Annotated in this window: 7 protein-coding genes; 6 read left to right on the top strand and 1 reads right to left on the bottom strand. The window is 69.3% G+C overall.

Features of this window, described 5'->3' with window-relative positions:
- Window positions 1–8 precede the first annotated feature (8 nt).
- Genes OG716_RS07405 through OG716_RS07430 form a run of 6 tightly spaced genes read left to right on the top strand, consistent with a single transcriptional unit; the run spans window position 9 to window position 13,941 of the window.
- Entirely contained in the window at window positions 9–6,680 is a 6,672-nt protein-coding gene (locus OG716_RS07405; protein WP_405136937.1) for a beta-ketoacyl synthase N-terminal-like domain-containing protein, read from the top strand.
- Window positions 6,677–8,779, top strand: a complete 2,103-nt coding sequence (locus OG716_RS07410) for a beta-ketoacyl synthase (protein WP_405136938.1) — start codon at window positions 6,677–6,679, stop codon at window positions 8,777–8,779. The genes OG716_RS07405 and OG716_RS07410 overlap by 4 nt, the downstream gene beginning before the upstream one ends.
- Window positions 8,776–10,347, top strand: coding sequence for a PfaD family polyunsaturated fatty acid/polyketide biosynthesis protein (locus OG716_RS07415; protein ID WP_405136939.1), 1,572 nt, complete (start codon window positions 8,776–8,778; stop codon window positions 10,345–10,347). Before OG716_RS07410 ends, OG716_RS07415 begins: the two co-directional genes overlap by 4 nt.
- Window positions 10,347–12,026, top strand: coding sequence for an acetyl-CoA carboxylase, carboxyltransferase subunit beta (accD, locus tag OG716_RS07420; RefSeq protein ID WP_405136940.1), 1,680 nt, complete (start codon window positions 10,347–10,349; stop codon window positions 12,024–12,026). Before OG716_RS07415 ends, accD begins: the two co-directional genes overlap by 1 nt.
- Complete coding sequence (locus OG716_RS07425; RefSeq protein WP_405136941.1) at window positions 12,026–12,574, top strand: acetyl-CoA carboxylase biotin carboxyl carrier protein; 549 nt, start codon at window positions 12,026–12,028, stop codon at window positions 12,572–12,574. The genes accD and OG716_RS07425 overlap by 1 nt, the downstream gene beginning before the upstream one ends.
- Entirely contained in the window at window positions 12,571–13,941 is a 1,371-nt protein-coding gene (locus OG716_RS07430; RefSeq protein WP_405136942.1) for an acetyl/propionyl/methylcrotonyl-CoA carboxylase subunit alpha, read from the top strand. The genes OG716_RS07425 and OG716_RS07430 overlap by 4 nt, the downstream gene beginning before the upstream one ends.
- Window positions 13,942–14,007: 66 nt before the next feature.
- On the opposite strand, the gene OG716_RS07435 is transcribed toward OG716_RS07430, so the two are convergent.
- Window positions 14,008–14,226, bottom strand: a complete 219-nt coding sequence (locus OG716_RS07435) for a hypothetical protein (RefSeq protein WP_405136943.1) — start codon at window positions 14,224–14,226, stop codon at window positions 14,008–14,010.
- Window positions 14,227–14,517 lie beyond the last annotated feature (291 nt).

A 14,517-nucleotide genomic window follows, 5' to 3' on the forward strand; every position in this document is an offset into this window, starting at 1 on the left:
GAATTTCCGTGACGGACGACAGACGCCTGGCACACGACCCGATCGCCATTGTCGGGATGTCGGGCCTGCTGCCCAAGGCACGCAATCATCGTGAGTACTGGCAGAACATCGTCGACGGTGTGGACTGCACCGAGGAGGTGCCGGCTTCGCGCTGGAGCCTGGACGACTACTACGACCAGGACCGGGCGACACCCGACAAGACCTATTCGCGCCGTGGGGCTTTCCTGCCCGACGTCGACTTCGATCCGCTCGAGTTCGGGCTGCCGCCCAATCAGCTCGAGGTCACCAGCACCATGCAGACGCTGAGTCTCGGCGTGGCGCGCGATCTGCTCATCGATGCGGGCGCCACCGATTCGCAGTGGTACGACCCGTCGCGCACCGGCGTGGTGCTGGGCACCACCGGTCCGGTACCGCTCATGCACCCGCTCGCTGCCCGGCTGTCGACGCCGGTGCTCAAGGAGGCGGCGCGTTCGGTGGGTCTCACCGAGGGTGACGCCGATGCGATCGCCGAGCGCTTCGTCGCGGCTTTCGCACCGTGGGAAGAGAATTCGTTCCCGGGTCTGCTCGCGAACGTGGTCGCCGGGCGGGTGGCCAACCGCCTCGGCCTCGGCGGTATGAACTGCACCGTCGATGCCGCCTGCGCCGCCTCGCTGGCGGCCATTCGCACGGCCATCGCGGAACTGCGGGACGGCCGCGCCGATATGATGATCACCGGCGGTGTCGACACCGAGAACACCATCTTCATCTACATGTGCTTCAGCAAGGTCGGTGCGCTTTCGCCGACCGATCGCATCAGCCCGTTCGCCTCCGACGCCGACGGAACCATGCTGGGCGAGGGCATTTCGATGCTGGCGCTGCGCCGGCTCGAGGATGCGCGCCGCGATGGAAACCGCATCTACGCGGTGATCAGCGGTATCGGATCCTCCAGTGACGGGCGCGCCAACAGCATTTACGCCCCGCGTGCGGAGGGCCAGCGGGTCGCGCTGGACCGCGCCTATGCCGACGCCGACTGCTCGCCCGCCGCTGTCGAACTGATCGAGGCGCATGCCACCGGCACCGCCGTCGGTGACAAGACCGAGCTGACCGCGCTCAAAGGGCTGCTCTCGGACGCGACTTCGGAGACCCGCTTCGCCGCGCTGGGCAGCGTGAAATCGCAGATCGGGCACACCAAGGGCGCGGCCGGTACCGCCAGCGTCATGAAGCTGGCGCTCGCACTGCACCAGAAGGTGTTGCCCGGCACCATCAATGTCGACGCTCCCAATGTCGCAATCACCTCCGGCGCAGTGCCTTTCTATGTGAACACCCGCACCCGGCCGTGGATTCTGGACCCCGACCGTCCGGTGCGCCGGGCGGCGGCCTCGGCAATGGGCTTCGGCGGCACCAACTTCCACGTGGTGCTCGAAGAGGCGACCACCGGTCGTGACGAACTCGAGATCCTGCACCGCACCCCGCAGGCGCATATCTGGCATGCCCCGGATGTGTCCGGTCTGATCGACGCGGTGCGCAGTACCGAGGGCGCCGACGGCGGCGACATTCCGGAGAACCACGCGCGTGTCGGGTTCGTCTCGCTCGATGACGACACCGCGGCGGACCTGCGCACGCTCGCGGTGGACGAGCTGGTGCGCAATGCCGATGCGGCGCACTGGGATCACCCGGAGGGCGTGTACTTCCGCGCCGCGGCGCTGCCCGACCGCAAGGTGGGCGCGCTGTTCGCCGGCCAGGGCAGCCAGTACGTCGATATGGGACTGGATGCGGCACTGAACAATCCGCCGGTCGGCGCCGCGTTCGACGCCGCCAATGCGGCGTTCGCCCAGGCCCCGGTGCGGCTGGGCAGTGTGGTCTTCCCGCCGCCGGCCTTCGATGACGAGACCCGCGCCGAGCAGGAAATCGCTCTGCGCCGTACCGAATTCGCGCAGCCCGCGATCGGTGCGCTGGCGGCCGGTCAGTTCGGTGTGCTGCGCGAGTGCGGCTTCCGGCCCGACGGGTATCTGGGCCACAGCTTCGGTGAGCTCACCGCGCTGTGGGCCGCCGGCGCCGTGACCACGGCCGACTTCTTCGCTCTCGCTCGCGCCCGTGGCGCCGCGATGACCGTGCCCGAGGGCGCCGATGCCGGGACCATGGTCGCGGTCGGCGCCTCGCGCGCGGATATCGAGGAGATCATCACGGGTGTCGAGGACGTGTGGATCTGCAATCACAATGCCGTCGATCAGGTGGTCGTCGGTGGTGGCGCCGAGGGTATCGCCGCGGTGAACGATCGCTGTGTCGAAAAGGGCTGGGTCACCAGGTATCTGCCGGTGTCCGGTGCTTTCCACACGCCGTACGTGGCACATGCGGTGACGGCCTTCGGTGAAGCGGTGGCGGCGATCGAGATCGGCGCCCCGGATGCTCCCGTGTACGCCGACACTCGGGGCGCGTCCTATGGCGACGATGTCGAGGGCAATCGCGCCACGCTGACCGCTCAGCTGAGCAATCCGGTCGAGTTCTACGACGCGCTCACCGCCATGCGGGCCGACGGCTGCACGGTCTTCGTCGAATTCGGCCCGAAGCAGGTGCTGACCTCGCTGGTGCGGCGCACCTTCGGCACCGAGGTGATCGCCATCGCCACCGATCCCGGACCCATCGGCAATGGTGACCTCGCGCTCAAGCGCGCGGCGGTGCGGCTGGCCGTGCTCGGCTTCGAGGTGCGCGGCATCAACCGCTACACCGCGCCCGGAGCGCCGGTGCGCACGGGCAAACCGGCTATGGCGGTGACCCTTTCGGCGCCGGAATATGTGCCCGAGACCCGCCGGGCAGCGCACGCCGCGCTGCTCTCGGACGGCTATCGCGTCGTCACCGACGCACCCGCGCCGCAGCTCGCCCCCGCAGCCCAGGCGGCACCCGCGCTCCAGTTCGCAGCGGCAGCCCAGGCGGCACCCGCACCGCAGTTCGCTGCGGTTGCCCAGGTGGCGTCCGCGCCGCAGCTCGCCCCCGCGGCCCCGCTGGTGGCCGCACCTGTTCCGGCACCTCAGCCCGTGCCCATCCTGTCCAACGGACACTCGGAGAACCCGGAGAAACACGTGTCAGCCGACCCGCAGTACCGACTTCCCGCACCGGGCGCTCTCGACAGCGCGCTGGTGCAGCATCTGGACACCCACCGCCACTACCTGGACGGTCAGCTGGAGCTGGCTCGCGATCTGGCGGGCGCCCTGCGCCACGGCGGGCTCGACGAGCTGACCGTGCGCGCTATCGAGGCCGTGAAGGACCACGGCGTCGCGATCAGTGAAAGCCACTCCCGCGCAGGTGATGTGGTGGCGCAGCTGGCCGAACTGGAGACCGGTGCGGAGGTGACCCGCCCGCGTTCGGTGCCCTCGTACGTCGATCGGGCAGCCACCGATCCGGTGCTCGGCCGCAATGGCGCTCCCGCGAACAGCATTGCCGCCCCGGCGAACGGCACCGCCGCTCCCGTGAACAGCTCTGCGGCGCCCGCGAACGGTGCGGCCGCGCTCGCTCCCGCCGCGCCGGTCGGCCATGCCGCGCCGACCGCGTACGCGGCGCAGTCCGCTTCCGCCGCAGCGGTATTCGAACAGCCCGCATCGGCACCGGCACCCGTTACGGGTTCGCCTTCGGTGCAGACGGCGGCCGCCACGACTGCTTCCGCACCGTCCGCGGTGGTTGCCGCGCAGGCGGCAGCGGTTCCCGCCCCGAGCGCGCTTTCGGGCGATTCGCTGCGGCAGGCGTTGCGTGAGGTGGTCGCCGACAAGACCGGTTACCCGGTGGAGATGGTCGATCCGACCATGGATCTGGAAGCGGATCTGGGTGTGGATTCGATCAAGCGAGTGCAAGTCATCGGCGCTCTGCAGGAACGCTTCCCGGAGCTCCCCGTCCTGGGGCCGGAGAAGCTCGGCACGCTGCGCACCCTGGATCAGATCGTGACGGAGCTGGCCGGGGCCGAGGTCCAGCCGACGGCTGCGGTTGCGGAGGCTCCCGAGAACACGGTGGCCCCCGCGAACGCTGAGGTCGCCGCGAACACCGCGGTCTCTTCGAATACTGTGGCCCCTTCGAACGGTGTAGCCGCCGGTGCGGTCCACGCGAACGGTTCGGCCGATGGGCCTTCCGGCGATGCCCTGCGGCAGGCGCTGCGCGAGGTGGTCGCGGACAAGACCGGTTATCCGGTGGAGATGGTCGATCCGACCATGGATCTGGAAGCGGATCTGGGTGTGGATTCGATCAAGCGCGTCCAGGTCATCGGCGCTCTGCAGGAACGTTTCCCGCACCTGCCGGTGCTGGGACCGGAGAAACTCGGCACGCTACGCACACTCGATCAAATCGTGGGCGAGCTGGCCGGGGGTGATGTCCACCCAAAAGCTGAGGCCGCGGCCGAAACGCCGCGGCATGTAGTCGAACTCGTCGAGCTGCCCGCGGTGGATCTCGCCGTGGACCCCTATCGCCCGGCGGGCACCGCACTGCTGGTGTGCCTGGACGATTCCGCGGAAACCGATTGCGAGGCAATCGAAGAGGAGCTCCGGGCGCGCAGCTGGACCGTGATCCGGGCCGAGGGGCTCGCCGCGGTGACCGGGACCGGGACGGTCGACGCCTGCGTGGTCGTCGCCGGTGTGGCCGCCGAATGGGAACAGGCGCAACGCATTCTGTCCGATGCCATCCTGGTGGCCGGACAGGTGCTACCCCGCCTGCGGGGCGCGACCGGGCGGGCCGGTTTCACGACCGTCACCCGGCTGGACGGTCACCTCGGTCTGCGCGGTGACGCGGAGCCGGTGGCCGCGCTGCTGGGCGGACTCGGTGGTGTCGTCAAGAGCCTTGCGGCGGAACAGCCTGCACTGTTCTGCCGGGCACTGGACATCGATCCGGCGGTTCTGCCGCAGCGGCTCGCCGAACACGTGCTCGAAGAGCTGTGTGATGCGGCGTGGGACACCCCGGAGATCGGTATCGACAATGCCGGTGTGCGGCGCACCCCGGTACCCGGCCGGCACGCTCCGGCTCGCGTCACCGAGATCGTGCGCGCCGGAACCGAATTCGGCCCGGTACTGCTCACCGAATCCGATGTACTGCTGGTCACCGGCGGCGCGCGTGGCGTCACCGCCACCTGCGTGCTGGAGCTGGCCCGACTGGCCGACTGCCGCTTCCTACTGCTGGGCCGGACCGTCCTGGTTCCGGAACCGGAGTGGGCGCGGGGAACCGCCGATACCGGGCTGAAGCCCGCGGCGGTCCGGGCACTGGCCGGAACCGGTGTCACACCGAGGGATATCGACCGGGCCTGTGCGGAGGTGCGCGCGGTGCGCGAAATCCGTTCGACCCTGGCCGAACTGGGCGATCGGGCGCAGTACCTCGCCGTGGACGCCACCGATGCGGCCGCGCTCACCGAGGCGCTGGCGCCCTGGCGCGACACCGTCACCGGTGTGGTGCACGGCGCGGGCGTGCTGGCCGATTCGCTCATCCCGGACAAGACCGCCGCCTCCATCGAACGGGTCTTGCGGCCCAAACTCGCCGGGCTCGGCGCGGTACTGGCCGCAGCGGGGGAGCCGCGCCATCTGGTGCTGTTCACCTCGGTGGCGGGATTGTTCGGCAATGCCGGGCAGGCCGACTACGCGGCGGCCAATGAGGCGCTGTGCCGGTTCGCGGTGAGCTGGGGCCACCGCAATCCCGACCGCTACGTCACCGCGCTGGACTGGGGCGCCTGGGACGGCGGCATGGTGACTCCCGCACTGCGCCAGCACTTCAGCGCCAAGGGCATCCCGCTGCTGGCGCCGGCCGCCGGTGCGGCCGCCTTCACGGCGCAGTTCACGAAATCGCGCCGGGACGAGCCGGTACTGCTGGTCGGCGCGGCGACCGCACTGTCGGCAGGTGAGGCGGTGACCGCACCGCTGCGGGCTCGCCGCGGCATTCTCGGGCTCACCGATGAGCCCGTGATCGCGGCACACCGCGTCGGGGAGCACATCGTGCTGCCCGCCACCTTCGGACTGGGCGCCATGATCCACCTCGCCGAGCGCACTCGGCCCGGTCGAATCGTGGTGGGTGCGCGGGACTTCCAGGTGCTGCGCGGGGTGGTCTTCGACCATCCGGTGGCGACCCTGGATATCGAGCTGACTCCGATCGAGCCGGTGGACGGCCGGACGGCGGTCCGCGCGACCGTCTTCGGTGATGGCGCGGCTCGCTTCCGGGCGACGCTGCTGCTGGCCGAGTGGCCGGATTCCGCTCCACGGCAACAGGTTCCGGCGGGTCCCGGCGTGAGTGCCGAACGGATCTACCACGAGGCGATCCAATTCCACGGTCCCGCATTGCAGGGGCTGCGGTCGGTGCGCGCGGAGAGCGACGAGGCTCTTGTACTGGAATGCGCACTGCCGGCCGATCCGGTGGCGAACGGCGCGTACGCGGGCCGTCTGCACAATCCGGTGCTCGCCGATCTGATCCTGCAGGTACCCCCGGTGCTGGGGCACCGCCTGCTAGGCACGGCATGCCTGCCGCTCGGTGTGGGGAGGATCGATTACTTCGCCCCGCTGCCCGCAGGTGATCCCTTCCTGGTGGTAGTGGACAACGCTCGTGCGGCACGCATGGAAGCGGTCATCGATGCGACGGCGCTGTCGCTCGACGGCACAGTGCTGCAACGGTTCTCGGAGGTCACCGTGCTCACGACACCCGATCTGACGGACAAGTTCCGAATCTCTGTGAAGGGGTGGCAGGCATGACAGTGCTCGAATTCGACGGCATTCCCTTCGACCCCATGGGCGCACTGCAGGCCCGGCGAACAGTGGATTCCGCTGCTACGGCGGCGAGTTCACCTCATGCGGACTCCGCTCGAGTCTCGGGCACCGCCTCGGCAGCGGCTCCGATCTCAGCGGTAGGTACCGATCCGGTCCAGCAGTCGTCGTCGGTCGCACCGAGCGGCACGGACCCCACGGGCGCTGTCGCTCCGGTGGAACGCGCTGCTGTGCCGGCAGGCTCGGTTCCGGCGGTGACCGCAGTCCACCGACTCGATCCCATCGCGGAGATTCGGGCGGGTGTGGTTGCGGCGCATCGTTCCGCGTTGTCCGCGCAGATCGCATTGCAGCGGGGGATCTGGCGGCAGGCCCTGCTGCGTCAGGGCGCGGGCGATCTTGTCGCCGCGGGCGCTGCGCCGGTGGCGCTGGTCCCTGCGGCCGGTGTCGCGCCGGAGGGTGCGTTCAAGGCGCTGGCCCGCACCGATCGGGTGTGGCTGGATCGGGCGGCGCTCGAGCAGCTGACCCATGGTGAGATCGGCGCGGTGTTCGGCGCCGGGCATCAGCGGGCAGGCATCGAGTCGGTGGCCCGGCTCGCGGCCACCACCGCACTGGTGCTGACCGAGGTCAGCCGTATCGAGTTGTACGGCGGCAGCGGAAACGGTTTTGTCACAGCGCAGTTCGAGGGTGACCCGCGAGCGGCCGCTCTCCAGGCGGCCGAGGTGTTCGCGCTCTACACCGGGATGCCGCTGTGCATCTCGGGTAGCGCTCTCACCGGCGGTGTCTCGGAATCTGTCGCCGGAAATAGCAGCGGCACAGTAGAACTCGTGGTCGAGGGCCTCGACCTGGTGCCGCGACCGCACCTGGTGGCGACGGCCTCGTTCGGGCCGGGAATCGATCCGGTCGGTGTGACCGTCACCGTTGTCGAACCGCAGGGTGCAGATGTCGGCCCCGGCGGTGCGGCGGGCGCCCTGCTGCTGAACGAGTTCCATATGGCGCACCTGGCACGCGGCGATCAGCGCATTGCCATGGGCCGGGAGTTCGCGGAGTACACCGGCATTCGGGCGACTCGCCTTCCCACCGGCGGGCTGCTGCTGGTGGACCGGGTACGCGAGTTCGACGGTGCGCGCGGCAATCTCGACGGCGCCAGGTACGTCACCGAATACGATTCGCCCGCCGATTCCTGGTACTACGCCGATACGGCGAACGACTCCATGCCGCACTTCGTCTACATGGAGACCTCGCTGCAGGCCGCGCTGCTCATGGGCTACTACGCCGGTCCTACGCTCACGCAACCCGGTGTGACACTGAGCCTGCGCAATCTGGGCGGTACCGCGACAGTGCTGCGCCAGGTGGATCTGCGTGACGCCACCATCGAGCAGACCTCGCGACTGCTCTCGACGACAATCCTGCCCGGATCCTCGCTGCAGACCTTCGATTACACGCTGAGCGTGGACGGTGAGCCCTTCTACCGGGGCGAAACCATGTTCGGCTACTTCAGCGACGAAGCCCTGGGCAACCAGACCGGCCTGGACGCCGGGCGTTTCGTGCCGACCTGGCTGGCCGGTCAGCCAGGTGTGCGGTCACGCGTCATCGATGTGGCTGCCCGGCGGGCGGATCCGGCCGCGGTGGCGTGCTCGCACGACAAGCTGGCGCTGATCGACCGGGTCGAGGTCGTCGACGGCGGCGGCAATTACGGTGCGGGCTACCTGCGTTCGCTGCGCGCCATCGACGATTCCGACTGGTTCTTCACCCGGCACTTCTACCTGGACCCGGTGATTCCGGGCTCGCTCGGCGTCGAATCGGTCATCCACGCCGTCCAGGAGTGGATGCTGGACGCCGGATTCGCCGAGGGCATGGCCGATCCGGTGTTCCGGATCCCGCAGGACCTCGCGTTCAGCTGGCGATATCGCGGTCAGTTCCTGCCCAGCGACGGCAGCGTGGAACTCGAGGCGCACATCAAATCGGTGCGGCGCGGACCGCACGGGGTGACCGTCGTCGTGGACGGCTCGCTGTGGAAGCCCGGACTGCGGATCTACGAACTCGTGGATCTGGCAGTCGAACTCGCCGATCGAAAGGCGCGCCCATGACCACCTTCCGCAGTCCGGCCCTGGCCGAGACGCCCGCGGATATCACCGCGCGGCTGCTCGAACTGGACCGCCCGTGCTGGATCGTCCGGACCGACAGCGGCACGGTCGCCGCCACCACCGACGACTGGGCCGCCGGCGCGCGGGGGCAGGTGCTTGCGGCGGTGCCGCCGCTGCCCGCACAGCGGCTGGGGGACAGCGCCTTCCGAGCCGCACACGGTGTGCGCGCGGCCTATGCGGCGGGCGCGATGGCCAATGGCATCGCCTCGCCGGCGCTGGTGATCGCCATGGCCGAGGCCGGGTACCTGGCCAGTTATGGCGCGGCGGGTGTGCCCCCGCCGGCGGTCGACGCCGCACTCGCCGAGATCTCCGGGCGCCTGGGCGATAAGCCCTTCGCCTGCAACCTGATTCACAGTCCGTCCGAGCCCGCGCTGGAGCGGGCGATCGTGGATGCCTGCCTGCGATACGGCGTGCGCTGCCTGGAGGCCTCGGCCTTCATGGACCTCACGGCCGAGGTGGTGCGCTATCGGGCTTCCGGGCTCGTGGTGAACCAGCAGGGCGGCATCGAATGCCGGAATCGGCTGATCGCCAAGGTGTCCCGGGTCGAGGTGGCGGAACTGTTCCTGCGCCCCGCGCCGGTGCGATTGTTGCGCCAGCTGGTCGAGAGCGGGCAGATCACCGCAGAGCAGGCCGAACTGGCCGAGCGGGTGCCGATGGCCGATGATATTACGGCGGAGGCGGATTCGGGCGGCCACACCGATCGCAGGCCGCTGCTGGTACTGCTGCCCGAGTTGATCGCGGCCCGCGACCGGATCGCGGCCACTGTTCCCGGTGCGGCCGCGGTCCGCATCGGTGCGGCGGGCGGCATCGGTACCCCCGATGCGGCGGCCTCGGCTTTCGCTCTGGGCGCGGCCTATATCGTCACCGGTTCGGTCAATCAGGCCGCCCGCGAGGCGAATCAGTCCGCGGCCACCAAAAAGCTGCTCGCCACCGCGCAGTTCGCGGACTGCACCATGGCGCCGTCCTCGGACATGTTCGAACTCGGCGTGCAGGTGCAGGTGCTGCGGCGCGGCACCATGTTCGCCGCCCGGGCGCACCGGCTCTACGACCTGTACCGGGCCTACGACGGCATCGAAGCGCTGCCGGAACAGGTGCGAAAGGAGCTGGAGGAGAAGCTTTTCCGGCGGCCGCTCGCGGACATCTGGCAGGAGTGCGTCAGCTACTTCACCGAACGCGATCCGGCGCAGCTGGTCGCGGCCGAAGGTGATCCCAAGGCGCGTATGGCGCTGGTGTTCCGCTGGTACCTGGGCCTGTCCTCGGGCTGGAGCATTCGCGGTGAGGCCGATCGCCTTGCCGACTACCAGATCTGGTGCGGACCGGCCATGGGCGGCTTCAACAGCTGGGTGGCGGGCACCTACCTCGCCGCGCCGGAGCACCGGGCCGTGGCCGATATCGCGGACCAGCTCATGACGGGCGCGGCCTACCTCACCCGGGTCGCGCAATTGCGCGCCGCCGGTGTGCGACTGCCGGCCGAATGCGCCCGGTACGCGCCCCGTCCGACGGAGGAATGATGACCATTCTCGAAACCGCAACGGCCGCGGGCACATCCTGGATGCTGTGCCCGGGGTGTGCGGCGATGATTTACGTCAAACGCTATGAGCGCGCCGACCGGGTCTGCCCGGAGTGTGACAACCACGGCATGCTGACCGCCGATCAGCGCATCGAACTGCTGCTGGATCCGGGCTCGGCGGAGCCGGTCGACTATGCCGAAACCCTCTCGGATCCACTGGGGTTCACCGATTCCCGGCCCTATCCGGAGCGACTCGAACAGGCGCGCGACCGGACCGGGATGACCGATGCGGTGCGCTGTGTGCGCGGCACTCTGGGTGGGACTCCGGTGGTACTGGCGGTCATGGACTTCCGCTTTCTCGGCGGCAGTTTGGGCAGTGCCGTCGGTGAAGCCATTACGGCGGCCGCCGAAGCCGCACTGGCGGAACGCCGTCCGCTCATTCTCGTGACCGCCTCCGGCGGCGCGCGCATGCAGGAGGGCATTCTCGCGCTCATGCAGATGGCCAAGACCAGTCGCGCGCTACAGCGCCTGGACGAGGCGGGCGTGCTCACCGTCTCGGTGATCTCCGACCCCACCTACGGCGGCGTCGCGGCTTCGTTCGCCACCTCCACCGATGTGATCGTCGCCGAACCCGGTGCGCGCCTGGGATTCGCGGGTCCGCGGGTGATTCGCCAGACCATCGGGCAGACGCTGCCGCCCGGCTTCCAGACCGCCGAATTCCTGCTCGAGCACGGCATCGTGGATATGATCTGCCACCGATCCACCCTGCGCGACAGGCTGATCCGGCTGGTGGCCATGACGGTGCGCTCGGCTCGGCCGTACTCGAACGATGCCGATGCGGTCATCACCGATCCGGCGGCACTGCCCGTGGTCGATTCCTGGGAGCGGGTCCGCGCGGCCCGGCGGCTGGGCCGCCCCACCACTCTCGACCATGTTGCCGGCGCCTTCGAGGAATTCGTCGAGCTGCACGGCGACCGTATGAGCGCGGACTGCCCGGCCATGGTGACCGGACTCGCTCGCCTCGATGGTGTGCCGGTCGTGGTGCTCGGCACCCAGAAGGGACATACGGCCGCCGAATTACTGCACCGCAACTACGGTATGCCGATACCCGCGGGATATCGCAAGGCCGCGCGGGTGCTGCGGCTCGCGGCCAAACTCGGACTGCCGGTGGTCACGCTGGTGGACACCGCCGGCGCGTATCCGGGCATTGCCGCCGAGGAGCAGGGCCAGGCGGTGGCCATTGCCGAGAATCTGAAACTGCTTGCCGGACTGCCGGTTCCGGTCGTCGCGGTGATCACCGGCGAGGGCGGCAGCGGGGGAGCGCTGGCGCTCGCGGTGGCCGATCGGGTGCTGGTGTGCGAGAACGCCGTGTACTCGGTGATCAGTGCCGAGGGCTGCGCGTCCATCCTCTGGCAGGACGGCGCCGAGGCGCCCCGGGCGGCACGTGCGCTGCGCGTGGATTCGGCGGCGCTGCTGGAGTTGGGCATTGCCGATGCGGTGATCCCCGAGCCCGAGGGCGGCGCGGATCAGCATCCCGCCGCCGCCACCGAACTGCTGCGCCGGGCCCTGCGTCAGGCCGTCCACGAACTGCGCGCCTGGTCCGCCACCGATCTCATAGCGCACCGGCACGCCAGATTCCGAGCCTTCGGCGTGGCCCGAAACGATCTCCAGGAGAACTGATGACCGACTCCGTCACCACCGAATCCTTTCCCGACACCGCGACCGGGCGTGGTGTGAGCGCCGCCGAGGCCGATCACAGCCTCACGGTGCTGACCCGGCACGCGCTCACCGTGCGGGCGGACGCCGCCCCGACCTCGGTGACCGTGGCCAACGGTCCCGTTGTACTGCGCGTGAGCTGGGACGGCGGCGCCAACGGCCTCGTGCTTGCTCCGGCAGTGGAATCGCACCGGGCCGCAGCGCCCGCCTCCGAGAACGGTTCGTCGCACGGCAATGGCTCCACCGGTGAAAGCAAGTCGCAGACGGCGACTTTCGCATTGACCGCGGAGACCGTCGGCGTGTTCTATCGTTCGCCCGAACCGGGTGCCGCGCCCTTCATCAGCGAGGGTGATCCGGTGCGCGCCGGTCAGCAGGTCGCGATTGTCGAGGCCATGAAGTTGATGATTCCGATCACCGCGTCCCGCGAGGGTGTGGTGGCGGAGGTCCTGGTCGAGGACGGCGCGGCCGTCGAGCACGGCCAGCCGCTCATCGAGTTCGAGGCGCTGCGGTGACGCGGCCTATTCGCAAGGTGCTGGTGGCCAATCGGGGCGAGATCGCCGTCCGGGTGCTGCGCACCTGCGCGGAGCTCGGAATCGCCACTGTCGCCGTGCATTCGGCGGCGGATCGCGATTCCCTCGCGGTGCGCATGGCCGATGAATCGGTGCAGATCGGCCCGGGTCCGGCCAAGCGGAGCTACCTCTACATTCCGGCGATCATCGAGGCGGCGCGGGCCACCGGCGCGGATGCGATTCATCCCGGATACGGATTCCTCTCGGAGAACCCGGATTTCGCGGAGGTGTGCGAGGCCGAGGGCTTCATTTTTGTGGGCGCTCCCGCGGACGTCATGGCCCGGCTCGGCGATAAGTCGACCGCGCGGGCCCTGATGTCCGATGCGGGTCTGCCGCTGCTGCCCGGCAGCCGCGATCCCATCGAGAGTGTGGACGAGGCGCGAGAACTGGCGGCCGACATCGGTTATCCGGTGATCATGAAGGCCGTCGCGGGCGGCGGCGGGCGCGGTATGCGGGTGGTGCGCGAGCCCGGCGATTTCGCCGCGGCGTGGCAGCAGACGCGTGCCAACGCCACCGCGATCTTCGGTGACGGGCGACTGTACGTCGAACGGTACCTGGAGCCGGCCCGGCACGTGGAGGTGCAGATTCTGGCCGACACCCATGGCGATGTCGTGCATTTGGGCCTGCGGGACTGCTCGCTGCAGCGACGGCACCAGAAGCTGGTGGAGGAGGCGCCCGCGCCCGGACTGTCCCCGGAGCTCGTCGAGCAGATCGGTGCGGCTGCGGTGCGCGGGGCCGCGGCCGCGGGCTATGTGGGTGCGGGCACGGTGGAATTCCTGCTCGATGCGGATGGCCGCTTCTACTTCATGGAGGTGAATTGCCGTCTGCAGGTGGAGCATCCGGTCACCGAGATGGTCACCGGCATCGACCTGGTGGCCGAGCAATTTCGGATCGCCTCGGGTCTGCCGCTGTCGAGTGAACTGAGCGCCCGGCCGCAGGGTGTGTCCATCGAATGCCGGATCAATGCCGAGGATCCGGAACGCGAATTCGCCCCGGCGCCGGGAACACTCACCGAATGTGTGCTGCCCGGCGGGCAGTTCGTGCGCGTCGATACGCATATCCACACCGGCTATGCCATTCCACCGCACTACGATTCGCTGCTGGCCAAGATCGTGGTCTGGGCTCCGGACCGCCCCGCCGCGATCGCCCGCATGCGCCGTGCCCTCGCGGAGACCAGCATTCGCGGCGCGGGCGTGGCCACCACCGCGGAGTTCCTGCACGACGTGCTGGACCACCCGCGCTTCCGGGCCGTCACCCACGACACCGCCCTGATCGGCTCGCTCACCGAAGCCGCCACCGCGTCGGTATAACGGAAGGGCGGTGGGCTGAGGGCCGTGATGGTCGGTCCTCAGCCCACCGTTTCGCGCGTTGCCGGATCAGGCGACCGAGTCGTCGAGTCCGGGAAGTGACATCCGCGCCCAGTCGTACGGGGCGATCACCGCGACGAGTTGCGCGGCGGAACCATCCCTGAACAGCGTTCCGTACAACTTCCGGATCAGGGTGTGCTGGCCGCCGCGATGGGCGGCCATACGGACGGCGCGCAGGCTGCTGCGTGCGTCCGAGGCTGCTCGCAATCGCTGATTCGTCTCGGGCACAGGGACTCTCGTACAACCGAGCAGCCATTTCGATTCCGAGAGCAGTACGGCCTGGGGGCGGCCCCCTGCAGTATGACGAATTCTTCCGAGTCCGTGCAGGCTTCCGCGAGTACGTCACGCCAGGTCGCGCTCAAAGCCGCGGTATCGATGCTTTTCACTCTGATTCAAATAATCCTGGATCGTCGCGGCTGTGCGGTTGCCGGATCAGCGTAGGGATCTGCGGTTCGAGTCGGCTTGTGCCGACGGCACAGGCTTCGCTGTGCCTTTGGTGATCGCGTAACAACGGTGGGG

The organism is Nocardia sp. NBC_01388 (assembly GCF_045040085.1).
Classification (GTDB): Bacteria; Actinomycetota; Actinomycetes; order Mycobacteriales; family Mycobacteriaceae; genus Nocardia.